Genomic DNA, 24,813 nt, shown 5'->3' on the forward strand with positions numbered 1-24,813 from the left:
AACTTTGGCGCGTCGCAAACAGAAAAATTGACTTCACTCTAACTAGCTATGGACGGTCATGATGGTCACTCCAAGAACGATCTCTCTTGCTTCCCTGCGTGTCATGTTGTGCGCCATTCTCCTGGTGGCGCTGGTGCTCGGTGTTGGATATCAGGTCCGTGCCGCCGAGCCTTCCAATGACGTCAGACAGACGGTGGATCAGCTGCTTCGGTTGGTTGATGAGCGGCTGGCTATTGCACCCGATGTTGCAAAGGCTAAATGGAACTCTGGTGCTCCTATTGATGCTCCCGCACGAGAAGCGCAAATTCTAGAGAGGGTCGTGGCTGAAGCCACGCGGGCGGGTATCGATGAAGCCTTTGCCCAGACGTTTTTCAAACATCAGTTTGAGGCAAGCAAGGTTATCCAGCATCGGCTCCATGAACAATGGAGGCAAACAGAGCAGCCTCCCTTTGAATCCCCGCCAGACCTTGCCGAAGATATTCGCCCCCAACTTGACCAATTAACACCACAACTGATGGCTTCACTTCGCGACTTTCAGGTTGTTGCTGAAAGCGAAGGCGTTAGGCAATATCTTGAAAATAATGCCGAAACCTTGGTGAATGACGGTGTAGGAGGTGTAGCCCGGGAAGAGGCATTACGCCCACTTTACGAAGCCACCGACACTGCAAATGTGGACGTGCAATAAGTTCGGTGTTGGCAAGAAAGGGGCGTGTATCTACTCTGATAACCGGCATGTGCCACCCAGCCTGCGTCGATCAGTCCAATGCAGCGTTGTTTTAACGTTTCTAGCGGTAAAACACTGTGTGGCTTGAGTACGGCGGCGAATAGCTGAACATACCCGTCGAGCAGCTCTTGATGGCTGCTTCAACGTGTTGTGTCAGGAGTGTTAACGCTGCCTCGTTATTGTCGATGTATGGCCAGTAACCCCGCTATTAGGCGACCTACCTCTTGTGTTGACTAGGTGGCTTTTGGGGCGGGCTTGGGTATGGCGCTGCCGGCCCTTGCCAGCCCCGCGGTAAAGGCAATGCATGCGAAGACCAGCACAGCGTAGTCGGGGGTCAGCCGATCCATCAAAAAGCCAAAGAGTGGGGCGCCAGCCGTCTGGCCGATCGCGATGGTCAGGAAGCCAATCATCAGGCCTGTAGCGGGCCGGTCGGGCAGCGCAGTAACGCCCCATACCAGATAGACACCTGTCACCATGATATAAGCCGCGCCGAACAACATGCCACCGACGATTGCCAGTAGGGGAGTGGTGGCGCTGGTACCAACCAAAAGAGTGCCTGCCGCCAATGCTCCCAGAAAAAGCCAATGCACCCGGTCGATCCCGAAGCGTGCCACTAGTGTACCTGCGCCTGCGCCCACAATACCGGCGGCGCCGATAGCGATCCAAAGCAGCCCCGCGCCGGTATTGCCCCAGCCAAGCTGCAGCGCGACGAGTGTGCCGCCGAAAGACCAAATAGCGGTGCTGGACGCGCCCATCAGAAAAGCAGCCGCGATCAAGCGCATAATAACGCTGTTAAAGGGTGGCAAGGCGCCAGAGGCCTGGGTCGCCTTGGTGCCGCTGGGTACGCTGAGCGCGGCGACTACCGTCATTACAAAAGCTGCCACTGCAAAACACGCGAACGCTAACCGCCATTGACCTCCCATCAGTAACGCGACCGGCCCGGAAAGCACCACACCGGCACTCGTTCCGGCATTAATGATCGTGTTGGTGGCACTCTGCCGTTTAGGGCGGACGGCGGCGGCCACCGCTGCCGCCATGGGCGGAGAGGCTAACCCCGTACTGGAGCCTGCCAGCATGACCGCGCAGGCGAGCAATAGGGGGGAAGGAGCCATGGCGATGCCCGCCATGCCGACTGCCGCGACCAGCGCCGCGCCAATGGCGACGGCGCGGGCGCCGATCCGTTCGGTCAGGTACGCTGATAGAATGATGGCGACACAGTAGCCCAGAAAAGATCCACCTGAGATAAAGCCACTCAAGGTGGGCGTGAGAGCAAGGTCAGTGTCGATCTGGGGCAGGAAGAGTCCGAAGGCGAAGCGCGCAAAGCCATAGCACACCGCAATCAGGCCAAACCCCGCCGCGCCGAGGTACACGTTGGGGCTCATGATCGTGCCTGCTTGAGCAGTGCTGATGCGGCTTTGTGTGCCGAGGCTATCGCCTCCGGGCCACGGTAAATCGCGGCCGCGGTGGCGCCTTCGTACAGAATAAGGATCTGCTCGGCGAGTTCCGGCATCTCCTGGCCATCGGTTTCTATCGCGACAATGTCCTGGATCTTCTCATAAAGCCTTGTCTTGTGAGCCAGCACGGCCTCAGTGATTGCCGGTGTGTCACCGCCGGTTTCGCCGTAAGCACGCAAAAAGAGGCATCCTCTTGCGCTCTCGCTCCTTATCCATTCTTCCAGCGCGTCGAAGAGTGCATCAACGCTGCCCACTTCGATGTGTGGCTGGAACCGTCGATGGCGCTCTTTGAGCACCTCCGTTATCAGCGCCGTTTTACTGCCCGCATGCTTGTAGAGCGTTCGGCTCGACATGCCAGCCGCCTTGGTTAGCTTGTCCATCCCGGTGGCGGTAAAGCCGTGCCGGTCGAAAAGCTGCTCTGCTGTTGAAATAAGCTTTGTTTTAGTATCCATGTGAGTAGTGTAAAATGATCACTTTACATGATCAACTCTCACTGAGCTCAAGGGAGGAGGGTGATCCAGCTTCTGGGCACCCTGGCCGTCGCGGTCATTGGTGGGCTGGTCACGTTGATGTTTTTGAGTCTGCTGGTGATTCCCGTTGCCTACAGTGGTGTCGATGATATCTTGAACTGGCTGCACCGCTTGATTCCGAACCGGAGCGAGACAATACCGGTTGGGGGTGATTAACATAGAGTTCTAGCAAGGAAGGCGAATAATGCGATCGGAAAAAGACAAGATGCTAGCAGGAGAGCTCTATAACCCTGCTGATCCGGTATTGCGAAAAGAGCATGAGGAAACAAAGCGCAAGGTTTGGCAATACAATCAAGTGTTGGAAACCGATGCTCAGCGCTTGAAAGCGTTAAAAGATTTATTTGGTTCTACGGGGAAGTGCCTTCATGTAGAGCCAAATATTCGACTGGATTATGGATATAATATCCATGTCGGTGAAAACTTCTTTGCAAACTTCGACTGCACACTGCTGGATGTTTGTGAAATACGATTTGGTGATAACTGCATGCTTGGGCCGAATGTGCAGATTTATACGGCCACGCACCCCTTGGATCCGCGTGAGCGTAATTCGGGCAAAGAGTACGCAAAGCCGATTACGTTTGGAAATAACGTCTGGATTGGTGGCGGTGCCATCATTAACCCAGGTGTTAGTGTAGGTAATAACGTTGTTATCGCGTCGGGGGCCGTCGTTATTAAAGATGTGCCAGATAATGTTGTGGTAGGGGGTAATCCCACCAACATTATTAAAACCATCGACGTTTAAGGGGGGCGGTTATTTTTTACTTTGCTATTGGTTTAAATGAATAAGCAAGCATAGCCTGTGAAGCATTAGTTGCTGACAGGAGGCCATTCACGATGGCGGATATAGTCGAGGAAGGCCCGCATGGCCGCGCTGGTATGCCGCCTGTTCGGATAATACAGATACCAACTCGGCAGCTTCTTCTTCCAGTCGCTGAGCAATTCAATAACGCTGCCCTGTTCGAGATCGGCGAGGACATAGTCCTCAAACAGATGAGCGATTCCTGATCCCGCGATCGCCGCCTGGCGTTCGTGGTGCGCTGAACTCAGCGTCAACCGGCCTTGCGGCGTGATCTCCACTTCATCGCCGTCCTTCTCGAATGTCCACGTTACCATGGTGCCGCCGGGGAAACGGCGGCGAATACAGTCATGCTGCAAGAGATCGCGCGGTGAGTCGGGCCGACCACGCTCGCGAAGATAATCGGGCGAGGCCACGATGGCATATCGCAAGGAGGGGCCCAGGGGCATGGCGATCATGTCTTGGGCGAGTTGATTCCCGAAGCGCACGCCAGCGTCGAAGCCCTGCTTCACAATATCGACGATCGCAGCATCACTGACGATCTCAACATTGACATCGGGATACATTTTCATGAATTCAAAGGCCAATGGGCACAGCACATGGTCGGCCGCTGGCCCTGGGGCATTGATCCGCACGCTGCCAGATGGGCGTTCTCGAAGCTGATTGAGATCGTCGATCGCTGTTCTGATGTCATGAAGAGCGGGTCCAAGTCGCTCAAGAAGCTGTTCGCCTGCTTCAGTGGGCGCGACGCTACGTGTCGTTCGGTTCAGCAGCCGAATGCTCAGCGCTTCCTCAAGTGCGCTGATCGACTGGCTAATGGCGGACGATGACACGCCCCTGCCAAGGGCAGCGGCTCTAAAGCCACCGCAGCGCACCACATCTTCAAATATCTCTAAGCTGTCAAGGCGTAGTTGGCTCATTGCAAAGCCCTGCTTAATAAGCTGATCCGTTTTCGTTAGCTTATCCGCATGCCTGTTCTGGGTCATCCTTTAAAAGCGCATCGCAATGACTCGGTTTTGGTTACCCCTGGTCTTGGCCGGCGCTGAAAACAAGTACTGCAGAGCAATCAGTGACTCGAACAGGGTGGACATATGAGCGGAATAACAGTGAATCGTCGGCAGGTGATGCTGACAGCGGCGTCGGTAGCGGCGGGGGTGATCTTGCCGGCCAGCGGCATAGCCTTTGCACAGCAGGCTTCCACCGCGTCATCTACGGCTCAGGGTATAAATGCGAGTGGCAATGTCGGCTATTATCGTTTTCGCGTCGGCGACATCTCTGCCACCGTGTTGAGCGATGGGCTGATAGGCGGCCCACCGCAGGTTTACGCCAGCGATGCGTCGGAGGCGGAACTTGAGGAGGTGTTGAGGCAAGCCTTCCTGCCGACCGACCACATGACGCTGAATCTCAATACCCTTCTTATTGAAACGAATGGCCGGCGAATTCTTCTCGAAGCTGGTGCCGGGCAGACCATGGGGTCGCTAGGCGGTCGCATCTTCGATAATCTGGCCGCTATCGGTTTACGGCCCGATGATATCGACATTGTGGTTATCTCGCACACGCACCCGGATCATGTCGGCAACCTGCGAACGGCCGATGGTGGCAAGGCATTTCCGCGGGCAACAGTCTTTGCGCCCCGTGCCGATTGGGACTTCTTCATCACTAACGATCCGGATCTTTCCTACATGCCGGTACCCGAGGATTTTCGCCGCCATTTCGCCACAGCCATCCGGCAGAGCCTCACGCCGGTCACCGGCGATATCGAATTGTACGAAGCTGGCACAGAAATCGTTCCTGGCTTGACCACGCTTCCGGCACTGGGCCACACCCCCGGCATGGCGAACTTCCTTGTCCACTCCGGGAAGGATCAGCTACTGCTGACCGCTGATCTTGCCTATCATCCTATCGTCAATATTGATCACTCATGGCTGCCCGGGCCGGATCGTGACAAGGAAACGGCACTCGCCTCGCGCCGCCGGATCTTCGATATGGCCGCGGCAGACAGGCTACCCGTTCTCGGCTTCCACTTTCCCTTCCCGGGCATTGGCCGAATGCTCAAGACCGACAACGGCTATGCCTGGGTTCCGGCCAATTGGCAGTTTTGATCCGGGGTAGCCCGTCAGTCGTAGTGAAGCCGTGCCGTTCAAAATTGACTGAGCATCTCCACCGCTTCATCGAAGTGTCCGTCGCGTTCCGCCCAGCGCAGGAAGTTGACGTTTTCCACCAGTATTTCCTTGGGCGTGGGTTTTTCGTGGAAAAGCGTCATGACTTCGTCGATAAAGTCATCGAGCGGCATATAGCCTTTGCGGGTCGACTGGCCGGGTGTCAGTTCCGTCTGCACGGCGGGAGGTGCCAGTTCGATAAGCTCGACCTTGCCCTTGAGCTGTTCGCGGAGCGAAATCGTATAGGAGTGAATGGCCGCCTTGGTGGCGTTGTAGGTGGGCGTGCCGCTTAACGGCACAAACGCCAACCCGGACGATACGTTCACGATCGTCGCGTCTGGCTGGCTTGTCAGGTGGTCGGTCAGTGCGTTGGTCAGCCGGATAGGCCCAAGCAGATTGGTGACGACCGTTTGTTCGGCATCAATGAGGTCATGGGTACTGGTCAAGTCCTCGCGGCGCATGATACCCGCATTGTTGATCAGCACGTTAAGGCGGGGGTGCTCGGCGATGACACGCTCAGCAAAGGCCACAATTGCTCGCGGATCCTCTACATCGACGACCATCGCGTGCATATTTTGGTGACCGGCAATGGTTTCCTCCAGCGTTTCCATGCGTCGTCCAGCGACGATGACGGTGTTGCCCAGCGCGTTAAAGCGTAGAGCAAGCTCACGGCCAATGCCGGAGCCACCGCCGGTGATGAGAATGGTGTTTCCTGATGTTTTCACTGTTATACACTCCGCCTATCATTAGGATTCAATGTCATCAATATGGACATCGATAGTCGCGCAGCTCGAACCGCTTCGTTGGTGAGGCCCCTGAACGGCTGCGCTGACCTTTACTTTTTAACAATTCCACGGCGGCAGGGCTTGCCAACCCTTGCGCAAAACTTGCCTGATCCTGCAGGGGCGGGTGAATACCTTCAGCATCTTGCTAACGTTGAGTTGAAAGGCGGGAGAAAATCAGACGAATCCACTCAAATAGGCCACCCGGACGTATGCCAAGCGCAGCTAAACAGGCTGCGCTGTCAGAAAACTATCGAGGCAGCCAGTAACCATGCAGCGATGTCCCTGCGAATAGGCGCTTGTGCCACATGGCACTTGATTACTCGGGTAGTCTGGCAATGACCTTGATTTCAAAATCGAAACCTGCCAGCCATGTCACGCCGACCGCTGTCCAGTTTGGGTAAGGTTTTTCCGGAAACGCACGCGCCTTGGCTTCCAGCCAGATAGGGAAGTGGGCCTCCGGGTCAGTATGAAAGCTCGTCACATCGACGATATCGTCAAAGCTTGCGCCCGCTGCTTCCAGTACTCTCTGTAGGTTGTCGAAAGCAAGCTGCACCTGAGCAGCAAAATCTGGCTCGGGCGAGCCGTCCTCACGGCTGCCCACTTGGCCCGAGACAAACAGAAAATCGCCCGAGCGAACAGCGGCGGAATAGGTATTCTGGTCATAAAGTGCCTGGCGGCCGGAGGGGAAAACAGCGTCACGCTTAGCCATGTGAATCTCCATCAGTAGGTCGAAACCGACCCGTTGTTTACGATGAAGTCACTTTAGACCTCCATTTTTGGTAGATAAACGGCGAATTCTGTTCAACATTGTTTGTAGTTTTCAAACAATCAAAGGTGTTTGGCACCCTCATGGATCGTTTTAACGCAATGCAGGCTTTTGCTCGGGTCGTGGAGACGGGCAGCTTTACCAAAGCAGCTGAAACACTTCACATGAGCAAAACCAGCGTGACGCAACTCGTGCAACAATTAGAGGCACGGCTACGGGTAAAGCTGCTCAACCGCACCACGCGCAAGGTGAACGTAACGGCTGACGGCGCCGCCTATTACGAGCGCGTTATAAAGCTATTAGCCGATATGGATGATGCTGAAACCAGCCTGTCCAACGCCTCGGTGTCGCCTCGCGGCCGACTAAGGGTGGACGTGCCCAGCCCTTTCGCGCGCATGATCTTGATACCAGCTTTGCCTGCTTTCCACGCTCAATACCCCGATATTCAAATTGATATGGGGGCGAGTGACCGCATGGTGGATCTGATCGGTGAAAGCGTGGACTGTGTGGTGCGCGGCGGAGAACTCACGGATTTATCGTTAGTGGCGCGCCGCGTAGGCGACCTGAAGATCGGTATTTACGCCGCGCCGAGCTATCTGGAAAGCGCTGGTTTGCCTTTGCACCCGCAAGAACTCTCAGCTCCCCCTCACTACATTGTAGGGTTCCGATGGGCCCGTGCCGGGGCGTCTTCTCCCTACGCCATGTACCGCAACGGAGAGCGCGTTACCGTACAAGGGCGCTATGTGATTTCGGTCGATGACGGTAATGCCGGTCTTGCGGCAGGCATAGCGGGGCTCGGCGTAGTGTGGCTTCCTGACTACATGGTCAGTGAGCAAGTATCTCGCGGGGAGCTGGTTCGCCTATTTGATGGCTGGCATCTCGACCCAATGCCGATGTACGTCGCTTTTCCACCGAATCGGCACGTAAGCGCCAAGCTGCGCGTGTTTATCGATTGGGTTGTGGAGTTGATGGCTCAGCATGCGCCCATGGTTGATCGACGGGGGCAGTAGCGATACAAGTAGCTAGTTCACTAGCGCTTTACTCTGGTAATTCCATGAACGGACACTTATTTTTTTAGCACGGGAGCGTTCGGGGCTTTATGCATAGACTTAATCTGTGGCCGCTCCGCCATGATGCGCCCCAGACGCTCTAGAGCCAATTCGAGCCGCTCAACCAAGCCTTCCAACAGTACACGGCGGTCAGCGGGCACGTCACCGTAAGCCTCTATTGCCTCTTCCAACTGCTGGCCTGCTTCGCGAATTCCTTGTGGCTGGCACCCGTTGGCGCTCTCTTCAAACCCGCTAGCTAGCGTGCCTAGTAGGTGGCGATGCGCCTCGCGGATTCGCGGGTGCGGTGCATCATCAAGCCGATCACGCAGGCGCAGCGTAGCGGTGCCAACATCCAGCCCGGTCAAGCCAAGAATAAACAGGTGGCGTTGGTCTTCGGGTAGCATGTCGTCATGCTGCGCCAGTTGCAGAAGCCGATCCGCCATGTGGCCGCTGAAGCGGGTTTCGGCGTCGCGAATCGAGCGCTGGCTTAGCTCATGGATATCGGTGGAAATCGCATTGATTAAACGTCGCCGCCGAAGTCGGGTGCCCAGCCCCGGCAGTAGACGAAAGCCCATGACCACGCAGCTTAGCCCAATCACTACGGCCACCACCCGGTTGGCAAAACTGTCGAACGAGAAATCCATGCCGTTACCGGGCATGGTTAGCAGAATATTGAAGATAGTGAAGGCCAGGCAGTAGCCCATGGTGGCTAGATTAGTGGCACCTAATAGTCCCAAGAACAGCGGTGTACCAAACAGCATTGCTAGCATCGGAAAACCGTTGGCCTGGGAGAGCAATACATGGCCGAACAGAAAAGCACTGGGAATCGCCGCCAGCATGCCCTTATAAAACATCATGGTGATGGCAAGGGGATTATCGCGGCTGGCGAAAAAAGCTGAAAACAGCGTGCCCAGCATCATCGCGATCATGGCGCTCTGCCAGGCGGTGACGACCCAGAAAGTCGCCAGTAGCGAAAATACTAGCCCTGAGCGAATGGCGTTAATACCGGCGGCGAGGTGATCGCGGTGCCAGGCCAGTGGCGATGAGCGCAGTTTATGGCTCTCCGGCGAGGCAATCGCCTCCCGGGCATCGAGCATGATCATGGCGTGGCCGATCGATTCACGTAGCCCCAACCGCAGACGCCGATCGAGAGGGGCTAAGCTGGCCTCTTCCTCGCTTTCATGAACCCGGTGGCGTAGCGACTGGAGAGCTTTTCTGGCCTCAATGACCCCTTTGACATTTTCAGCATCGCGAAAGCCTTTTGCGACCTCGCCCGCGAGTTCGATACTTTGTGGGGCGAGCCGGTCAGCGTGGTCGTGCATCAGTTGGTGCAGCGCCTGCAGGTTGGCGAAAAAGCGCAGCGTGCGGCGGGTTAGTACGTGGGCTGCGCGCACTCGGCCGGGGCCTACCGGGCCTTCAAAGCGGGCGGCCTGGCTATCGGTTTCCAGCAGGGTTAACGGCCCGAGGCTACTGCGCAGGGCTTTCTGCATCGCCGGAATATCGTCGCTGGCTTCTAAACGCAGGGCGGCATGCTCGAAGGCTTCGTTGATCACGCTGTCGGCCTGAGTGGCAAGGTGGGCGCCCACATGGGATGGCCAGAGCAGCGAGCTGACCAGCATGGCGCAGATGGCGCCCAGCCCCAGTTCGGTAAGGCGCGCCACGGCGATATCGAAGATTCCGGCGGGCGTGCTGCCGCTGGAGATGACCACGATCAGCATCGCGGTTACGGAGGCCATCAGACAGCCGTAGGTGTAGTTATTACGCCACAGCGAGCCCACGTAAGTGCATAGCATAATCCAAGCGGTCAGCACGATAAGCGCAGGCACGCGAGCCTGGGCAAAGAGTGCCATGATCGCGATACCCGCCATGGCGCCAATCAAGGTGCCGACAAGTTGGCAGATGCCTTTTTCTACCACCATGCCGCTCATTGGGCGTATCTGCAGAAACGCTGCCGACATCAGCGCCCAGTAGGGGCGCTCCAAGTCGAACATAAGCGCGATATAGAGCGCGAGCATCATCGCCAGGGTGGTCTTGATCGCAAACTTGACCGCCGTGGCGTTGGGCGTAAGGTAGGTACTAACAAACGGCGACATGGGTTACTCAGACTGTTCGGCAGCGTTTTTAGCAGGACGGACGCGCACCGTTGCCGTCATGCCGACGCTTAGCAGAGTGTCATCAGGAACATCTTCTAGTGCAATGCGCACCGGAATACGCTGCGCCAGGCGCACCCAGCTAAAGGTGGGCTCCACTTGGGGCAGCAACTGCTGGTTAAGAGCCGTGTTGCTATCGGCAATGCCTCGACCAATACCCGCCACCCGGCCCTCCAGATGGGTGTCGCCGTTCATCAGGATCACATCCACCGGATCACCCATGTCGATCGACGTCATTTTGGTCTCTTCGAAGTAACCCACGACATAGAAGGAGTTATCCGCGATCAGCGCCATCACCGGCGTACCCCGATTAGCGTAAGTGCCAGCGGGAAGATGGACATTGAGGATATGGCCGCTTACCGGCGCGGTTATTTGGGTGCGCGCTAAATCAAGCTGAGCGCTGGCTAGTTCTGCCTGAGCCTGCTGTAAATCGGCAGCGGCAATGCGCGAGTTGATCTGGGCAATCTGCTGATTTTCTGCGCTAATCGCACGATTGTTGCTCAGCTGGTTACGTCGACTCTCCTCGGCGCGGCTTAGCTCCAGGGTCGCCTGGCGATGGTCAACCGTGGCCTGGGCGCTGTCCACCGCCGCTTGGTAACGCGTGTTATCGATCTCAAACAGCGTATCACCTTGGGCAACATGGTCGGTGTCCACTACTTCAAGTGTGCGTACCCAGCCGGAGACATCGGGGGCAATCGTCACCACTTTCGCATGAACCCGAGCGTCACGAGTCCAGGGGGTATAGAGGTAGTAGTGCCATAGCCATGCACCGGCGGCAACGGCAATGGCGACAATAACGAGGGTGAGCAAAATACGGAGCGAAGGGCGCATCGGCGATTCTCTCAAGGGCTGTCTTAAGGGCTTTGAAGCAAAACAGTAAAAATGAACGTGGTGGCAGCGGTGAGGATGACAAATAATGAAATGTCGAACCACGCCTCGTACCAGAGCGCGTACTCGCCGACCACCCAGTGCAGTAGTGAACGAATGGTCAGCGTAGCCACAAAGCCGATCAGCGCGTAGATCAACAGAGGGCTTAAGTAGATGCCACCGACAGCGATTTCGTGAAGACCCATAACATCCTTAAGTGGCCTGGAAGTAACGACAATGGGAGGCGCTAAATGGGGCTAATGACGTGCCAGACATTTATCCCCCTGCCAGTGAAAGTGATTCAGCACCAGTATAGAGAGCTAGAGCATAGTTTGCCTTATAACGGCGAACGAGGTGTAGGTTCGTGTGCGGTGGCCCTGGTTGGGTTCATTCCCAGCCCCGCTCGCGGGTGTGCTAAAGTGCAGCTTCGTTGTTTTCCTTTGTTTATCCTCTGAATAGTTGACTGTTGCCCGTGAGAACAGATAGCCGCCTCTCTCGTATGCTGCATGTGCTACTGCACATCGCGCGGGAATCCCAACCGATTACTTCAGAGCAGATTGGTGCCATGCTGGGCACCAATGCTGCCGTGGTGCGGCGCACTATGGCGGGCCTTCGTAAGGCGGGCTATGTAAAGTCTGAAAAGGGGCACAACGGCGGCTGGCGCATCGCCTGTGATTTGCACAGCGTAACGCTGCTGGATATACACAACGCCGTAGGCGGACCGCGCATTTTCGCCATCGGCACCGACCGTGATAACCCGGACTGCGCGGTAGAGCAGGTGGTTAATGCGGCGCTTTTCGACGCCATGCGCGAAGCGGAAGCGCTGCTCATTGACCGCCTGGGAGCGGTCACGTTGGCCGAGCTTGCTGAACAGTTTGATGATATTGCGACGCGCAAAGGCTACCAACTGCCGACGCCTTAATACTTCAACACCTACCCGATTAACGTTAATCGGCATTCTCAACATTGCCATTGACCTCTGTGCGCTTTTTAATGTATCAATAAAAGATACATGAAATGAGTTTATTCACCATGGGCTTAAAAGGCTGGGTGCACACGGAGGAAGGGCAATGAGTTTTGATGCAGTGATTATCGGTGGCAGCTACGCAGGCATGGCGGCAGGGCTACAGCTGGCCCGAGCAAGACGGAAAATATTACTGATAGATGCGGGACAACCCCGCAACCGTTTTGCGTCTCACTCCCATGGTTTTTTAACCCAGGATGGTGCGCCACCTGCAGAGATAGCAGCAGAGGCCCGTAGCCAACTGATGGAGTACCCAACGGTTGAGTGGCGCACGGGGCGGGTGGAGGCAGTAACGGGGACGGCTGATAATTTTTTGGTGGCGCTGGCCGATGGAAGCACCTATCAGGCACGGCGCATTATTCTGGCCGCGGGTGTTACCGATGAGCTTCCAGGCTTACCGGGGCTCGCCGAGCTGTGGGGTAAACGCGTTTTCCACTGCCCGTACTGCCACGGCTATGAGCTGGGCAAAGAGGGTATCGGTGTGCTGGCAACCTCAGAACTCGCGATGCACCATGGTTTGATGCTGCCCGACTGGGGCGCAACCATGCTGTTTGTTAACGATGCCTTTGAACCCACTGCTGAGCAACTGGCTCAGCTTAAGGCGCGCGGTACTCATATCGAATATGGCGCAGCGGCACGGCTAGTCTCCCAAACGGAGGTTGGCGTTGAGCTGGTGATGCAGGATGGTCGGGTGTTTCCATTGGTGGGCTTATTTGTCGCGCCGCGCATTCACCTTAGCCCGTTAGCAGCTCAATTGGGATGCGAGCTAGAGGAGTCTCCCATGGGCTGCATTGTTAAAACCGATGCAATGCAGGCCACTTCAATCCCCGGTGTTTTCGCCTGCGGTGATGTGGCCCGCGCCGCAGGGTCGGTCACCTTTGCCGTGGCTGATGGCGCCATGGCCGGGCTTTCTACACACCGGTCGCTGATGTTTGGGTGTTAAGCAAAAGACTGATCTATGCAGAGCCGCCAAGGGGCATGAAGAGTGCCACTTGGCGTGCACTAACTGATCTAGCGCTTCATGCGCATGACGATGATTAGCTGTGTTGCTGCACCTGCAGCGGCAATAACCCCCGCGCCAATGGCTAATGTCGAAACGGGAAGGTGGAAAGCCAGCAAAACGCCCCCGAACGCCGCGCCTATCGCACTGCCTAAATAGAGCGCTGATTCATTGAGTGCGACCGCCAGGTTACCGTCGCCGTGGGCTTGGCGTGCACGAACGAGTTCATTGTTTTGTGGCACTTGAAGCGCCCAGCCCACAGCACCCCAAAGCGCAATTGGAAGTAACGTCAGCAGTGGGTGAACCGACGCCGTGAAAGGTAGAGCAATGAGCGCCAAAAAGAGCAGCAACATAATCGCCAGAGTAATCACAGGGCCGATAAACCTATCCACCAGAGGCCCAATCAGAAAACTGCCCATGACGCCGCCAATCCCCCACACCCATAAGTAGCCGGTAATCGACTGAACAGCGCCTGACTCGGTGGCAGCCATAAACGGGGCAATAAAGGTATACATGCCCAAACTGGCCACGGCGCCCAATAAGGAAACCGCCAGAATGGCCATGGCATGAGGGCTTCGCAAAATAGCGAGCTTGCGAACAAGTGAAAGCGTTGGTGCGGATGGAAGCGCAGGTAGTTTTACCTGTAGCCCCGCGTAGGCGATTAACCCAAGTGCTGAAATAAGCCACATCGCTGACTCCCAGCCTAAACGCTCCGCCAGTAACAGGCTGATAGGCACCCCCAGTACCGTGCCGCTCGCCATACCACCCATAATGATGGCAATCGCTTTACCGCGGTGAGCCTCAACCGTTATGGCGGCTGAGGCGGCAATTCCCATGGCAAGGTAAACCCCTGCGCCAACGCCAGCGACCGCCCGCCATATGGCGAGTGATATAAAACTGGTGGCCAGGGCGCTGGCGATATTTGCCACAATAAAAACGGCTAACGCTAGTAGTAAACCCAGGCGTTGGTACTTGCCAGGTAGTAGCGCAACGACGACAGGCGAGCCTAAACCATAGGCTAAGGTGAATGCCGTGACTAACTGAGCAGCCGTGGCCGCAGAGACACTAAAGGCGCCTTCGATGAGGGGAATTAGCCCCGCAGTGACATAAGAGGCCATCCCAAGTGCAAACGCACCCAGTGCCACGAGATATACTGATAGACGAGATTGGTCAGCCATAACGCACTCCAGGCATAAGCATGAGAAAAGAATCCGCCAGCGCTGTTTTTGCCAGCGAAGGGCTATTCTGGAGAGGCTTTAAAGGGGGTACAATTTAACTGTTTATGCTATTACTAAAAGTGATAAGTTATTCAAGGTAATAAAATGACCGCTCCACGGACGCTGACTCGAACACGGGAAGACTTGGCTGCGTTTCTACGCATGCACCGGGAGAAAATCGCCCCAGAAGAGGTGGGACTTCCTCGTGGCCGCCGAAGGCGTACGCCGGGGTTAAGGCGTGAAGAGGTCGCCGCTTTAGCGGGCGTGGGGCTGACTTGGTATACCTGGTTGGAGCAGGGCCGCGATATTAGCGTATCGGCGACGTTTCTGGACAACTTATCCAAAACGCTCAAGCTGGATGCGGCTGAACGCCGCCATCTGTTCTTGCTTGCCCATCAGCGTTTACCCTCTGAGCTAGGCAAAACCTGGTGCAGCGTGCCGCCACTGGTTCAAACCTTGATGGACGACCTGCCCACACGACCTGCGTATATCCTGAACTTGCGCTGGGATGTGCTGGCGTGGAACGGCGCGGCCAATAAGCTGTTCAACTTTTCTTACCATGCACTAGAGCGCCGCAATATGCTGTGGTTGTTATTTACCGACCCTGCCATGCGTCAGCGCTTGTCACCCTGGGAAACGCAGGTCAGCCAAATGCTATCCAGCTTTCGGCGCGACTTTGCCCGCGCGGCGCAAGACCCCACCATTGATGAGCTTGTCGAAGAGTTAACCAAAGTATCGCCTGAGTTTAAGCAGTTGTGGAAAACCCAGGAGGTCAACGCCCCTTGCCAGGGAGTACGTCATCTTTACCTTGAGGAGTTGGGCGAAGTGGCGTTCGAGCACACGACGTTAACCGTTGATGAAGAGCGCCACTTACGGTTGGTTTATTATGCCGTAAAGGAGGCGGATCCTCAGAGTGCTGCTTTTACCCGCTGGGTGAGGGACGACAAAGGCGCGAGGTAACGGTGGAAGTTAAGCGAACGTGGTCACAACGTCGTCTATGAAATGGCGTAGCTTCGGCGTCATGCGTTGATCGGCGGCGTAGAGCAGGTGCATAGGTCTTGATGGCCCATCATAGTCTGGCAAGATGCGCACCAGCCGCCCGGTGGATAACGCCTCCGTCAATGCAGCTTCGTAGCCCAATGTAATGCCGAATCCTTCCAATGCTGCGCGAAGCAGCCCCTTCCAGTCGTTGACTTGTAGCCGCCCGTTCACGGAAGCGTCGAAATTGCAGTTGTCGCGACTGAAGCGCCACTGCCTGCCCAAGGTGCCGAACCAATAGGCGAACCCCAGACACTCATGCTCAACCAGATCCGCAGGCGTCTCCGGCTCTCCATGCTTCGCTAAGTAGGCAGGCGAGGCGCAGGCGATGAGCTGGTAGGGGGCAAGCGGACGTGCCACCAATGTGGTGCTGTCGCTGATGGGCCCGAGGCGAATGACAGCTTCGTAACCTTCCTCGATAGGATCGACCAGACGATCCGACAAGGTGAGGTCGACCTCCACCTCTGGGTACTTACGAAGGTAGCGGGTGACAAGAGGCACCAGGCTTTGACTGCCAAATGTGACGGGCACGTTGATTCTGAGGCGACCCCGTGGAACGGCCCGGGCCTGTTCCGTCAGCGCTTCGGCCGCCTCGACTTCTGCAAGGATAACCTGACATCGTTCGTGATAGAGATGTCCGATCTCGGTCAGGCTCTGTTTGCGCGTGGTGCGGTGCAAGAGCCGCGACCCAAGCAACTGCTCCAGGGCCATGATGTGTTTGGAAACCATCTGCGTCGATAGGCCGAATTCTGCGGCGGTGGCTGTGAAAGAGCCAAGATCGGCAACCCTCACAAAAATAGCCATGCTCGTTAACCGATCCAGCATTATCAACTCTCAGTGGATTATTAAGTCAATAAAGACCTGTTTATCACGTTTGAGTAACGCAATAAAGTACTGCTTATCTTAAAACGGTCGGGAGAAAGACATGCGGATTGGGGTTATTGGTGCGGGCTTTATCGGACAAGCCTTTGCACGCCAGGTGATTGCGGCAGGCCATGACGTCATGATCAGCAACTCGCGGGGGCCGCAGACACTCCGCAGCATTCCGCCGAAAATTGGAGCACAGATTGGCAGCCTGCATGAAGCCATAGGCTTCGGCGAAATTATACTGATCGCCATTCCTTTTCATCAATATGCCACTCTTCCGGTTGAGCCACTGCGTGACAAGATAGTGCTGGACGCCAATAACTACTATCCAGATCGAGATGGATCGATCCCCGAACTGGATGAGCGCAGGGCGACGACGAGTGGACTGCTGGCGCAGCATTTGACAGGCTCCCGTCTCGTGAAGGCATTCAACGCGATTCTGGCCTCCGATCTGGAGAAGGGTGGGCAGACGCTGCCTTCGGGAAACCGGCGCGCCCTACCGATAGCGGGAGATGACGATGCGGCTAAGGAGAGCGTCGCAAGGTTGGTGCGACAGTTCGGCTTCGACGTTGTCGATGCTGGGTCGCTGGCGGAAAGCTGGCGTTTTGAGCGCGCCAAACCAGCTTACTGTATACCGTTTGATCGGGAGGGGGTGCGTCAGGCGCTCGATGAGGCTCAACGCGACATTGATATGCCGGAAGGATCATGGCGTCGGTGAAAGGAGAAGCAAAGAGAACGATGCTGAGGCATGCGCCTTAAACGGGTGGGTAGTGGGCTGACCTAAACTGAAAGCTGCCAGAAACTCTATCTATAGTTCCGTTTCTGCAAAGCTAAAGAAGTGAATGGCCATAGCGATTTAATGGCAGCATTGTATTTTCTAAACCATGCTTAATCTCCTGCATGCTAGATAAAAATCTGAGGGTTGTATGGAGTTGGTGGGATTTATCGCTGTGGTACTCCTGGCCTATCTAATTCCCGGGCCAGATTTTTTGTTAGTGAGCCGCTATGCCGTGCAGCATAAACATCTAGGTTTCGCCGCTGCTCTGGGTGCCCAGAGTGGTCTTTGCTTGCATATGTTAATGGCGGCTATGGGACTTTCAGCCATCGCTGCGCAATCTGCAGAATTTTTTGTAGTGATACGCTGGGTAGGCGCGGCTTATCTGATATGGCTAGGTATTAGCGTGCTGCGTAAAAGCGAACAACATCAAATTGTACAAGACGAGGTTCAATGCGAAGACGCTTGCACAGGCCATTGCCGAGCCTTCGTGAGTGGTTTTCTGACAAATGTGCTCAACCCCAAAGCCATTGTCTTTTTTCTTAGTGTGTTACCTCAGTTCATGGATCCAGCTGCTGATGTCGTGCGTCAGATTTTGATCCTCGGTGTACTCGATGTGGTTATTGGTGTTGTTTGGTGGTGGGGTGTTGTCTGGCTAATGCAGCGTGTCGCAGATATATTGCGCAAGCCGAATATTCGCCAATGGTGGGATCGAGTGACAGGTGGATTAATGCTCGGTGCTGGAGCCCTTTTGGCACGCAATGGCGTAGGGTAGGCTTCGCCCTTCACCCTTGCAAATACCATCCCGGCAGTTGCACTGCTTAAACTCCATAAACAGCCGGTGCGCTGGGAGGCGTGGTTTGGCGGTAGTACACGGCGTTCACAGCTTGGGTCTGCAGTTCAATAAGAGCGGGCTGTACGTCCACTTTTCAGCGGCAGCTATCGAGGGACAATAGTGTGGTTAAAGAAAATAATAATGATTTGTATTAACTGGCAGCTGTTACTAGAATATCCCTCCGTTTGCTGATCGTTTGGGAGGGGGGATGCCGGTTTCAGCTGAGAATACGCCATTGGCCGAGATGTATAATGCACATCATGGCTGGTTACAGCGTTGGCTGCAGCGCAAAACGGGCTGTAGCTGGCAGGCGGCTGATCTGGCTCAGGATACCTTTCTGCGCATTCTCACCTCTCCGAGTAACGCCGACCAAATTAGCAAACTCCATGAACCGCGTAACTTTCTGACCACCATTGCTCGCCGGGTGTGGGTGGATTTTGTGCGTCGGGATGCCTTGGAAAAAGCCTGGTTGGAAGCCTTAAAGCATCAACCTGAGCCGGTGGTCGTCTCGCCGGAAGAGCAGGCCTTGATTCTGGAAACCCTGTTTCAGATCGATGAAATGTTGGAAGGGTTAGGCAACAAGGTAAGCCAGGCGTTTTTGCTCTGCCATTTGGAGGGTCTGCGTTATGCCGAGATCGCCGAACGTTTGGGGGTATCCGTCAGCTCGGTGAAAAAGTACATGGCCAAAGCCACTGAACATTGCTTGCTGCTGATGTTTGAAGAACCACTATGAGCGATACCCAGGCAACCCGCAAAGATACCCTCAGAGCTGCGGCCCGCTGGTACGCACTGTTGTGCTCGGAAGATGTTACTGCACAGCAAAAACACGCACATGCGGCTTGGTTAGCGGAGGATCCGGCCCACATTCAGGCTTGGCAACAGGTAGAAAAACTGCGTCAGCAATTGCAGGTGATTCCTGGTACTCCTTCGCTCAATGCGTTGCAGATCAAACAACGTCAGAGTCATAGCCGACGAGCAGTGCTGCGCGGCTTTGCTTTATTGGCAGCAGGAAGCGCGCTGGGCTCGTTGGCCTGGCAACAGGCGCCAGTAGAAAGCTGGATGGCCAGCCACCGCACCGCACGGGGAGAACGCCGTGAATATACCCTGGCCGACGGTACGCAATTGGTACTTAACACGGCCACCGCGCTGGATGTAGTGGAAACCTCGACCACGCGGTTGATTCGCCTCTATGAAGGCGAAATCTTTATTCGCACGGGCCAAGGGGCGAAAGGCGTTGCCGCCGCTAAAGCGCTGCAGGTGCATACCGAGCAAGGCACTGTTGTGCCGTTGGGCACCGTGTTTACCGTGCGCAAGCAGGGCACGTCTACCCAAGTCACCGTGCTGGAGGATGAGGTCGAGTTGATTCCGCAGTTGGCTGGTGGCAAGACCCAGCGCCTTGTTGCTGGAGAGCAGGCGCAGATGAGCTCACGCTCTGTAGAGGTTGCCACCGCCACCGCCCAGGCGGATAGCTGGACACGCGGTCTGCTGGTAGCGGTGGACTGGCCGTTGAGCCGTTTGGTAGCAGAGTTGAGTCGTTACCGTACAGGCGTGCTGCGTTGTGATCCCGCCATTGCCGGGCTGAGGGTATCAGGCGCTTTCCCTATTGATGATACCGACCGGGCGCTGCAAGCCATTGCCAATGCGCTGCCGGTTAGCGTCGACCGACTGACCCAATATTGGGTAACTCTCAAATCTAGCGAATAAAAAGTTGGATTATTTATTGTCCCTTTTCCGATCTCGTTCGACCCAGAGATAAAGCAACCGATTCTGGAATTAACGAGATAAAGATGACCAAACCCTTTAACCCCAAGCAGACACTCATATCCCTTCGATACCATCATGGCAAACCCTCGTGCGCGCTTGGCGGTATCGCACTAGGCTGTGCCCTGATGAGTTCGATGTCGCTGTTGCCCCTACAAGCAGCGCAAGCACAAACAGCGGACGGGCAGGCGCAACAGGCTGCTAGCCAGCAGGCATACAGCATCGAACCAGGATCGTTGGGCAGTGTATTGAGCAAGTTCGCCAGCCATGCGGGCATTGTGTTGTCTTTCCCCGCTGACCTCACTGATGACCTGCAAAGCGCTGGATTGAATGGGCGTTATAGCGTGGAGGAGGGGTTTGCCCAGTTGCTTCAGGGTAGTGGTTTGAGAGTGGTCAAGCGGGGGGCCGCGGACTATGTAATGGAAAAAGCAGGTACTGCAGAAAACATGGTATTGGATACCGTGGCAGTGGTAGGCAGCCGAATCAGTAGTGACGGTTATTTGGCTTACAGCACCTCAGCGGGCAGCAAAACCGACACACCGCTGATAGAGCTTGCGCAAAGTATCAGTGTGGTCACCGAAGAGCAGCTTCGTGACCGGCAGCCGTCGTCAGTAGAGCAGGCGGTGGCTTATACGGCTGGGGTTCGGGTTGAAGCAGCGGGGATGGATCCGCGCTTTGACTTGATATCGGTGAGGGGGTATCCGACGGTATATCATGGCGATTTCCTTGATAGCTTGCGCCAACCCAATAGCGGGTGGCTCTCCTACTACTCCACAGTGCCCTATAATCTGGAACGAATTGAGATAGTCAAAGGCCCTGATTCGATGCGCTATGGTCAGCTATCACCGGGTGGGCTGGTGAACCGGGTTAGCAAACGTCCAAGTGCTGATGCGCCACAGGAAGTGCAACTGCAGGTGGGCAGCCATGACCATCTGCAAGGCCAGTTCGATGTGGGTGGTGATATGGGCAGCGATGTGCAGTACCGCTTGGTGGGCGTTATGCGCGATGCGCAAACGGACATTGAACAGGTGGATAATGACGTCTCGCTGCTGGCGCCATCTCTTTATTGGCAGATTAGCGATCGTACCGACATTACCTTTATTACCCAGTATCAGGAACGCCAGACCTCTGCTTCACCGCGTCCTTATCAGGACGGCGATAACCTGACTCATTTTTGGTCCAGCGATGAAGACTTTGACAAGCTGGATCAAGAGCAGTGGGCACTAGGTTATGAATTTAACCACCGTTGGAGTGACCAGCTGCAACTGCAGCAAAATGTGCGCTACGGCCAGGTGGATACCACCAACCAGTACCTCTCAGCAGGCACCTTATCCGGTACAACGCTGAGCCGAAGCAGTGTCGGCCTTTACGAAGAGATGGAGTCTCTTAGTACTGATACTAGGCTGATGGCAACCTTTGATCAGGGCGGGGTGGAACATGAGGTGATGCTAGGCGCCGATTACGCCTATCTCGAGAACGATGTCATTTATGCGGGCGGCAGCGCGCCGTCGATCGATATCGACAACCCGGATTACAGTCAGCCTGTAGCCCAGCCGAGTAACGTGTGGACAAACGACAGTGGGAAAGCCCACCGTAGAGGTCTTTATTTACAGGATCAGGTCAAGCTCGATAACTGGCGTTTGACCGCAGGAATCCGCCGCGACTGGGCGCGTGACGAGACTCGCAACCACCTCACCGGTACTGCCAGCGAAAGCCGGGATGAGAAAAACACTTGGCGCTTTGGCGCACTCTACGCATTTGATTCGGGGCTGTCGCCGTACTTCAGCTATGCGCAATCGTTCCTGCCTGAGAGCGGTACCGATGTGAGCGGCAATGACTTCGATCCTACTGAAGGTGAGCAGTTTGAGCTGGGGCTGAAATATCAGCCAGCGGGCAGTGACGCGATGCTGACTGCGGCGATCTACCAGATCGATGAGGCCAATCGTAAAACCACTGATCTCGAGAACCCGCTATTTCAAGTACAAACCGGAGAAGTGCGTACCCGTGGGCTGGAGCTTGAGGCCGTTGGGAATGTCACCGACGACCTGCGCATGACCGCAAGCTACAACTACAACCGCAGCGAAATCACCGCAGATAATGATGGCAACGAGGGCAGTGACCTGGCGAATACCCCGCGTCACCTGGCGTCCCTGTGGTTGGATTATCGCGTTCCTGCGTTGGAACGGCTGCGTCTTTCCGGTGGGGTGCGCTATATCGGTAGTGAGTACATTGATAATGCCAACAGCAATAAAAACGCTGCATACAGCCTGTTTGATATGGCGGCTCACTATGATTTCGCGGGCTCTTTACAGGGGGTTCGTGCCAGCCTCAACGCCACTAACGTAACGGATGAAGAGCATATCTCCTGTGAGGGCATCTATTGCTATCGCGGTGCCGGTCGCAGTCTGATTGGTAGCATCGCTTACCAGTGGTGATGAAGTGGCAGCGTCGCGGGGGCAACGAGTCATGAAACTTTTTGTGAGTAGTTTAGTGTTTGCTGGGTTGGTTTTAATGGCCGGTTCAGGGGCAGCATACGCAGATGAGCCAGACGTGGCGGCTGAGCGTCAAGTGACCCTTGATCAGACGCTGGAATGGACGATGCAAAACCAGCAAGGTGCCGTCTATCGTATCCTGATCAGCAAACCGGAAGGCGAGGTACCCTACAGCGGCGGTTACCCGGTGATCTACGTGTTGGATGGCAACGCTTATTTCGCTTCGTTGCATGAGGCCAAGCGGGCACAGGAGCCGTTCCGCCAGGCCATTATTGTGGGCATCGCTTATCCGGGCGAAGCGCCGCATAACTTCCTGCGGCGCTCTTACGATTTATCACCGCCGGTGGCCGAGGAGCAAAACACGCCACCTCAGGGCGGACAGGATGAGCTGTTGGATTTTATCGAGCAGAGCTTGATGCCTGCTATTGCCGAGCGCTTTCCTGTAGATGCTAATCACCAGAGTCTTTATGGCCACTCTTTCGGCGGTATGTTTGCGATTTATGCCTTATTTACTCGGCCGGAGCTGTTTAACCACATTGTCGCGGCCAGCCCCAGTCTCTGGTGGAACAATAGCTACCTGTTGAAACATGAAAGGGACTTCAGTCAGCAGGTGGAGGCAGGGGAGGTTAATGCCATCCATCACAGCCTTTCATTGGTCGTGGCCGACAACGACTCACTCCAGAACCAGCAGGATGCTAGTCAGCTTTATCAGCGGCTTGAAGACCTGTCGGCATATGGTTTGCGTAGCAGTTTTCACAAAGTAGAGGGCGAAGATCATATGTCTGTTCCCTTTGTGCTGGAGTCGCGTGTTCTCAAACAGCTTCTGGGCACTCGGGGCGGCTGACCGAGTGTTTTAAGCGATCAAATACTTCCCTGGCAGTTGTTCAGCTAAAAACTCCATAAACAGCCGGGTGCGTTGTGAAAGCGTGGTTTGGCGGTAGTACACGGCGTTCACAGCTTGGGTCTGCATTTCTGTGCAGTCGGGTAGTACATCCACCAGTGTGCCGTTTTGACGGGGAGTGATGGTCATAAAGTCGGCTAAGCAAGCGATGCCTTCTCCCGCAACGGCTAACTCGATTAGTGTACTGCCGCTGGAAGCCGCCAGCGTTGGGGTGATGTGCAGGGGTTGACCATCGGCGCGGAACAGTGGCCAGCGGTTGAGATGATCAAGCTGGCTGAAGCCTAGCAAGCTGTGATCTTGAAGGTCGTCGATGCTTTGCGGCGCGCCTTGGCGTTTAAGGTAGACGGGGCTGGCCAGAAGGCGCAGCGGGCTGTAGCCAAGGAGGCGGGCGTGCAGCGAAGAATCTTCAAGCTTGCCAATGCGGATGGCCAAATCAACCCGCTGTTCCAACAGGTCGACAAAGCGATCATGAGTATCCAGCTCCAGCGTAATACCAGGGTAGCGGGCGCGGAACTCGCCAATCACCGGCACAATCACGAACTGCATAAAACTGGGGGCGGCGTTAACTCGTAGCCTGCCTTGGGGCTGGTTGTGGCGATCCAGCATTGCCTCTTCGGCTTCTTCAACGGCAGCCAGAATATGGCGGCAGTGGTTTAGAAACGTTTCTCCCTCTTCGGTAAGTTCCAAGCGGCGCGTTGTGCGACGTAATAGCGTGGCGCCAAGTTTTTGCTCCAGACGGTTAAGCGTACGGCTAACCCCGGAAACGGTCATGCCAAGCCGCTCAGCGGCGCCTGTGATAGAACCGCTATCCACGACTGTCACAAATGCTTTCTGTTCTTCAAGGGTGCTTTTCATAAATTGCTTTTCATAGCGCTGCCGTTTGCCTTAGTGAGTGTTTAACATTGTTGATTTAAAATCAAAAGAGTCTTGCTGGTACGTCGCTTCTTTTTCCGCGCTGTTACTCCCACAATACGCGCCATTAACGTCAAATCTACTCGGTTAGCTTTGATGATGAAACTCTTTGGGAGAAAGCGTTAGATGAAGATTCTACTGATTAACGGGGGCAAGGCGTTTGCCCACTCTGGCGGTAAGCTCAATAATACCCTGCACGGCGTGGCAGTGAGTACGTTGCAGGAAATGGGGTATGAGGTGCGCGAGACGGTGGTTGATCAAGGCTACAATCTTGAGACCGAAGTGCAGAACTACCTATGGGCGGACACCATTGTGTATCAGATGCCGGGTTGGTGGATGGGAACGCCCTGGATCGTTAAGCGCTACATCGATGAGGTATTCACAGAAGGCCACGGTTCGCTCTACGCCAGCGATGGCCGCAGCCGCCAAGACCCGACCAAGCAGTACGGCCGTGGTGGCCTGCTACAGGGCCGTCGCTATATGCTATCGCTGACCTGGAACGCGCCTTTGGAAGCGTTCGATGAGCCTGACAACTTCTTCGAAGGGCGCGGTGTGGATGGTGTCTACTTCCCGTTCCACAAATCTCAGGAATTTATCGGCTTAGAAGCGCTGCCGACCTTTATCGCCAACGATGTAATGAAGATGCCGGATGTCGATCGCGATAAAGCGGCTTATCGTGCCCATCTTCGCAAAGTGCTTGGCTAAAGTACT

Annotated in this window: 26 protein-coding genes; 15 read left to right on the plus strand and 11 right to left on the minus strand. The window is 55.5% G+C overall.

Annotated features, from left to right (window positions below):
* Positions 1–58 precede the first annotated feature (58 nt).
* Positions 59–685, plus strand: coding sequence for a gamma subclass chorismate mutase AroQ (aroQ, locus tag E0L35_RS03990; protein WP_138799677.1), 627 nt, complete (start codon positions 59–61; stop codon positions 683–685).
* A 272-nt stretch (positions 686–957) separates the two neighbouring features.
* On the opposite strand, the gene E0L35_RS03995 is transcribed toward aroQ, so the two are convergent.
* Positions 958–2,106: an MFS transporter gene (locus E0L35_RS03995; protein ID WP_138799678.1), complete on the minus strand. Its 1,149-nt coding sequence runs from the start codon at positions 2,104–2,106 to the stop codon at positions 958–960.
* The gene (locus tag E0L35_RS04000) at positions 2,103–2,630 is read right to left on the minus strand and encodes a TetR/AcrR family transcriptional regulator (RefSeq protein ID WP_138799679.1); all 528 of its coding nucleotides are present in this window, start codon (positions 2,628–2,630) and stop codon (positions 2,103–2,105) included. The genes E0L35_RS03995 and E0L35_RS04000 overlap by 4 nt, the downstream gene beginning before the upstream one ends.
* Positions 2,631–2,690: 60 nt before the next feature.
* Here E0L35_RS04000 and E0L35_RS26230 point away from each other — a divergent pair, with 60 nt between their 5' ends.
* Positions 2,691–2,864, plus strand: coding sequence for a hypothetical protein (locus tag E0L35_RS26230; RefSeq protein WP_022519644.1), 174 nt, complete (start codon positions 2,691–2,693; stop codon positions 2,862–2,864).
* Positions 2,865–2,892: 28 nt separating this feature from the next.
* A complete protein-coding gene (locus tag E0L35_RS04005; protein WP_138799680.1) occupies positions 2,893–3,450 on the plus strand; it encodes a sugar O-acetyltransferase in 558 nt (185 codons plus the stop codon).
* A gap of 65 nt (positions 3,451–3,515) precedes the next feature.
* On the opposite strand, the gene E0L35_RS04010 is transcribed toward E0L35_RS04005, so the two are convergent.
* Positions 3,516–4,424: a LysR family transcriptional regulator gene (locus E0L35_RS04010; RefSeq protein ID WP_138799681.1), complete on the minus strand. Its 909-nt coding sequence runs from the start codon at positions 4,422–4,424 to the stop codon at positions 3,516–3,518.
* Positions 4,425–4,595: 171 nt separating this feature from the next.
* Between E0L35_RS04010 and E0L35_RS04015 the strand changes: the two genes are divergently transcribed.
* Complete coding sequence (locus E0L35_RS04015; RefSeq protein WP_212751654.1) at positions 4,596–5,606, plus strand: MBL fold metallo-hydrolase; 1,011 nt, start codon at positions 4,596–4,598, stop codon at positions 5,604–5,606.
* Positions 5,607–5,644: 38 nt separating this feature from the next.
* On the opposite strand, the gene E0L35_RS04020 is transcribed toward E0L35_RS04015, so the two are convergent.
* Together E0L35_RS04020 and E0L35_RS04025 are read right to left on the minus strand one after the other, a co-directional pair.
* A complete protein-coding gene (locus tag E0L35_RS04020) occupies positions 5,645–6,388 on the minus strand; it encodes an SDR family oxidoreductase (protein WP_138799682.1) in 744 nt (247 codons plus the stop codon).
* A 376-nt stretch (positions 6,389–6,764) separates the two neighbouring features.
* Positions 6,765–7,157, minus strand: a complete 393-nt coding sequence (locus E0L35_RS04025) for a RidA family protein (protein ID WP_138799683.1) — start codon at positions 7,155–7,157, stop codon at positions 6,765–6,767.
* 140 nt (positions 7,158–7,297) lie between these two features.
* On the opposite strand from E0L35_RS04025, the gene E0L35_RS04030 reads away from it, so the two are divergent.
* On the plus strand, positions 7,298–8,224 hold the full coding sequence (locus E0L35_RS04030) for a LysR family transcriptional regulator (protein ID WP_022519638.1): 927 nt from the start codon (positions 7,298–7,300) through the stop codon (positions 8,222–8,224).
* Positions 8,225–8,280: 56 nt separating this feature from the next.
* Here the strand turns inward: E0L35_RS04030 and E0L35_RS04035 are convergent, their stop codons facing one another.
* Genes E0L35_RS04035 through E0L35_RS04045 form a run of 3 tightly spaced genes read right to left on the minus strand, consistent with a single transcriptional unit; the run spans position 8,281 to position 11,486 of the window.
* Complete coding sequence (locus E0L35_RS04035) at positions 8,281–10,356, minus strand: FUSC family protein (RefSeq protein WP_138799684.1); 2,076 nt, start codon at positions 10,354–10,356, stop codon at positions 8,281–8,283.
* A gap of 3 nt (positions 10,357–10,359) precedes the next feature.
* Positions 10,360–11,244 (minus strand): HlyD family secretion protein, encoded by an 885-nt coding sequence (locus tag E0L35_RS04040; RefSeq protein ID WP_138799685.1) that lies wholly within the window; start codon positions 11,242–11,244, stop codon positions 10,360–10,362.
* Between the two features lie 23 nt (positions 11,245–11,267).
* Positions 11,268–11,486, minus strand: a complete 219-nt coding sequence (locus E0L35_RS04045; protein WP_022519635.1) for a DUF1656 domain-containing protein — start codon at positions 11,484–11,486, stop codon at positions 11,268–11,270.
* A gap of 266 nt (positions 11,487–11,752) precedes the next feature.
* Here E0L35_RS04045 and E0L35_RS04050 point away from each other — a divergent pair, with 266 nt between their 5' ends.
* The gene (locus E0L35_RS04050) at positions 11,753–12,202 is read left to right on the plus strand and encodes an Rrf2 family transcriptional regulator (protein WP_053856872.1); all 450 of its coding nucleotides are present in this window, start codon (positions 11,753–11,755) and stop codon (positions 12,200–12,202) included.
* Positions 12,203–12,350: 148 nt separating this feature from the next.
* Positions 12,351–13,247 (plus strand): NAD(P)/FAD-dependent oxidoreductase, encoded by an 897-nt coding sequence (locus E0L35_RS04055; RefSeq protein ID WP_138799686.1) that lies wholly within the window; start codon positions 12,351–12,353, stop codon positions 13,245–13,247.
* A gap of 68 nt (positions 13,248–13,315) precedes the next feature.
* Here the strand turns inward: E0L35_RS04055 and E0L35_RS04060 are convergent, their stop codons facing one another.
* A complete protein-coding gene (locus tag E0L35_RS04060; protein ID WP_138799687.1) occupies positions 13,316–14,482 on the minus strand; it encodes an MFS transporter in 1,167 nt (388 codons plus the stop codon).
* Between the two features lie 144 nt (positions 14,483–14,626).
* On the opposite strand from E0L35_RS04060, the gene E0L35_RS04065 reads away from it, so the two are divergent.
* A complete protein-coding gene (locus E0L35_RS04065) occupies positions 14,627–15,481 on the plus strand; it encodes a helix-turn-helix transcriptional regulator (RefSeq protein ID WP_138799688.1) in 855 nt (284 codons plus the stop codon).
* A 9-nt stretch (positions 15,482–15,490) separates the two neighbouring features.
* Here E0L35_RS04065 and E0L35_RS04070 read toward each other — a convergent pair whose 3' ends face one another.
* A complete protein-coding gene (locus tag E0L35_RS04070) occupies positions 15,491–16,384 on the minus strand; it encodes a LysR family transcriptional regulator (RefSeq protein WP_138799689.1) in 894 nt (297 codons plus the stop codon).
* A 100-nt stretch (positions 16,385–16,484) separates the two neighbouring features.
* Between E0L35_RS04070 and E0L35_RS04075 the strand changes: the two genes are divergently transcribed.
* The 6 genes from E0L35_RS04075 to E0L35_RS04100 all read left to right on the plus strand — a co-directional run bounded on the left by E0L35_RS04075 (position 16,485) and on the right by E0L35_RS04100 (position 23,133).
* Complete coding sequence (locus E0L35_RS04075) at positions 16,485–17,144, plus strand: NAD(P)-binding domain-containing protein (protein WP_138799690.1); 660 nt, start codon at positions 16,485–16,487, stop codon at positions 17,142–17,144.
* Between the two features lie 217 nt (positions 17,145–17,361).
* Complete coding sequence (locus E0L35_RS04080) at positions 17,362–17,976, plus strand: LysE family translocator (protein ID WP_212751655.1); 615 nt, start codon at positions 17,362–17,364, stop codon at positions 17,974–17,976.
* A 268-nt stretch (positions 17,977–18,244) separates the two neighbouring features.
* Positions 18,245–18,769, plus strand: coding sequence for a sigma-70 family RNA polymerase sigma factor (locus E0L35_RS04085; protein ID WP_022519626.1), 525 nt, complete (start codon positions 18,245–18,247; stop codon positions 18,767–18,769).
* Complete coding sequence (locus E0L35_RS04090) at positions 18,766–19,740, plus strand: FecR domain-containing protein (protein WP_022519625.1); 975 nt, start codon at positions 18,766–18,768, stop codon at positions 19,738–19,740. The genes E0L35_RS04085 and E0L35_RS04090 overlap by 4 nt, the downstream gene beginning before the upstream one ends.
* A gap of 83 nt (positions 19,741–19,823) precedes the next feature.
* Positions 19,824–22,232 carry a TonB-dependent siderophore receptor gene (locus tag E0L35_RS04095; RefSeq protein ID WP_230804683.1) on the plus strand — a complete coding sequence of 803 codons (2,409 nt, stop codon included), beginning with the start codon at positions 19,824–19,826 and terminating at the stop codon, positions 22,230–22,232.
* Positions 22,233–22,263: 31 nt separating this feature from the next.
* Positions 22,264–23,133, plus strand: coding sequence for an alpha/beta hydrolase-fold protein (locus E0L35_RS04100; RefSeq protein WP_138799692.1), 870 nt, complete (start codon positions 22,264–22,266; stop codon positions 23,131–23,133).
* Between the two features lie 9 nt (positions 23,134–23,142).
* Here E0L35_RS04100 and E0L35_RS04105 read toward each other — a convergent pair whose 3' ends face one another.
* On the minus strand, positions 23,143–24,045 hold the full coding sequence (locus tag E0L35_RS04105; protein ID WP_022519622.1) for a LysR family transcriptional regulator: 903 nt from the start codon (positions 24,043–24,045) through the stop codon (positions 23,143–23,145).
* Between the two features lie 183 nt (positions 24,046–24,228).
* Here E0L35_RS04105 and E0L35_RS04110 point away from each other — a divergent pair, with 183 nt between their 5' ends.
* Positions 24,229–24,807 (plus strand): NAD(P)H-dependent oxidoreductase, encoded by a 579-nt coding sequence (locus E0L35_RS04110; RefSeq protein ID WP_138799693.1) that lies wholly within the window; start codon positions 24,229–24,231, stop codon positions 24,805–24,807.
* The last annotated feature ends 6 nt before the right edge of the window (positions 24,808–24,813 follow it).

This window comes from Halomonas sp. ATBC28 (genome assembly GCF_005937175.1).
Lineage (GTDB): Bacteria > Pseudomonadota > Gammaproteobacteria > Pseudomonadales > Halomonadaceae > Vreelandella > Vreelandella titanicae.

Coding starts and splice junctions, on each gene's coding strand:
- aroQ (WP_138799677.1), top strand. CDS start 59: ATGATGGTCACTCCAAGAACGATCTCTCTTGCTTCCCTGCGTGTCATG.
- E0L35_RS03995 (WP_138799678.1), bottom strand. CDS start 2,106: ATGAGCCCCAACGTGTACCTCGGCGCGGCGGGGTTTGGCCTGATTGCG.
- E0L35_RS04000 (WP_138799679.1), bottom strand. CDS start 2,630: ATGGATACTAAAACAAAGCTTATTTCAACAGCAGAGCAGCTTTTCGAC.
- E0L35_RS04005 (WP_138799680.1), top strand. CDS start 2,893: ATGCGATCGGAAAAAGACAAGATGCTAGCAGGAGAGCTCTATAACCCT.
- E0L35_RS04010 (WP_138799681.1), bottom strand. CDS start 4,424: ATGAGCCAACTACGCCTTGACAGCTTAGAGATATTTGAAGATGTGGTG.
- E0L35_RS04015 (WP_212751654.1), top strand. CDS start 4,596: ATGAGCGGAATAACAGTGAATCGTCGGCAGGTGATGCTGACAGCGGCG.
- E0L35_RS04025 (WP_138799683.1), bottom strand. CDS start 7,157: ATGGCTAAGCGTGACGCTGTTTTCCCCTCCGGCCGCCAGGCACTTTAT.
- E0L35_RS04030 (WP_022519638.1), top strand. CDS start 7,298: ATGGATCGTTTTAACGCAATGCAGGCTTTTGCTCGGGTCGTGGAGACG.
- E0L35_RS04035 (WP_138799684.1), bottom strand. CDS start 10,356: ATGTCGCCGTTTGTTAGTACCTACCTTACGCCCAACGCCACGGCGGTC.
- E0L35_RS04040 (WP_138799685.1), bottom strand. CDS start 11,244: ATGCGCCCTTCGCTCCGTATTTTGCTCACCCTCGTTATTGTCGCCATT.
- E0L35_RS04045 (WP_022519635.1), bottom strand. CDS start 11,486: ATGGGTCTTCACGAAATCGCTGTCGGTGGCATCTACTTAAGCCCTCTG.
- E0L35_RS04055 (WP_138799686.1), top strand. CDS start 12,351: ATGAGTTTTGATGCAGTGATTATCGGTGGCAGCTACGCAGGCATGGCG.
- E0L35_RS04060 (WP_138799687.1), bottom strand. CDS start 14,482: ATGGCTGACCAATCTCGTCTATCAGTATATCTCGTGGCACTGGGTGCG.
- E0L35_RS04065 (WP_138799688.1), top strand. CDS start 14,627: ATGACCGCTCCACGGACGCTGACTCGAACACGGGAAGACTTGGCTGCG.
- E0L35_RS04070 (WP_138799689.1), bottom strand. CDS start 16,384: ATGCTGGATCGGTTAACGAGCATGGCTATTTTTGTGAGGGTTGCCGAT.
- E0L35_RS04075 (WP_138799690.1), top strand. CDS start 16,485: ATGCGGATTGGGGTTATTGGTGCGGGCTTTATCGGACAAGCCTTTGCA.
- E0L35_RS04085 (WP_022519626.1), top strand. CDS start 18,245: ATGCCGGTTTCAGCTGAGAATACGCCATTGGCCGAGATGTATAATGCA.
- E0L35_RS04090 (WP_022519625.1), top strand. CDS start 18,766: ATGAGCGATACCCAGGCAACCCGCAAAGATACCCTCAGAGCTGCGGCC.
- E0L35_RS04095 (WP_230804683.1), top strand. CDS start 19,824: ATGACCAAACCCTTTAACCCCAAGCAGACACTCATATCCCTTCGATAC.
- E0L35_RS04100 (WP_138799692.1), top strand. CDS start 22,264: ATGAAACTTTTTGTGAGTAGTTTAGTGTTTGCTGGGTTGGTTTTAATG.
- E0L35_RS04105 (WP_022519622.1), bottom strand. CDS start 24,045: ATGAAAAGCACCCTTGAAGAACAGAAAGCATTTGTGACAGTCGTGGAT.
- E0L35_RS04110 (WP_138799693.1), top strand. CDS start 24,229: ATGAAGATTCTACTGATTAACGGGGGCAAGGCGTTTGCCCACTCTGGC.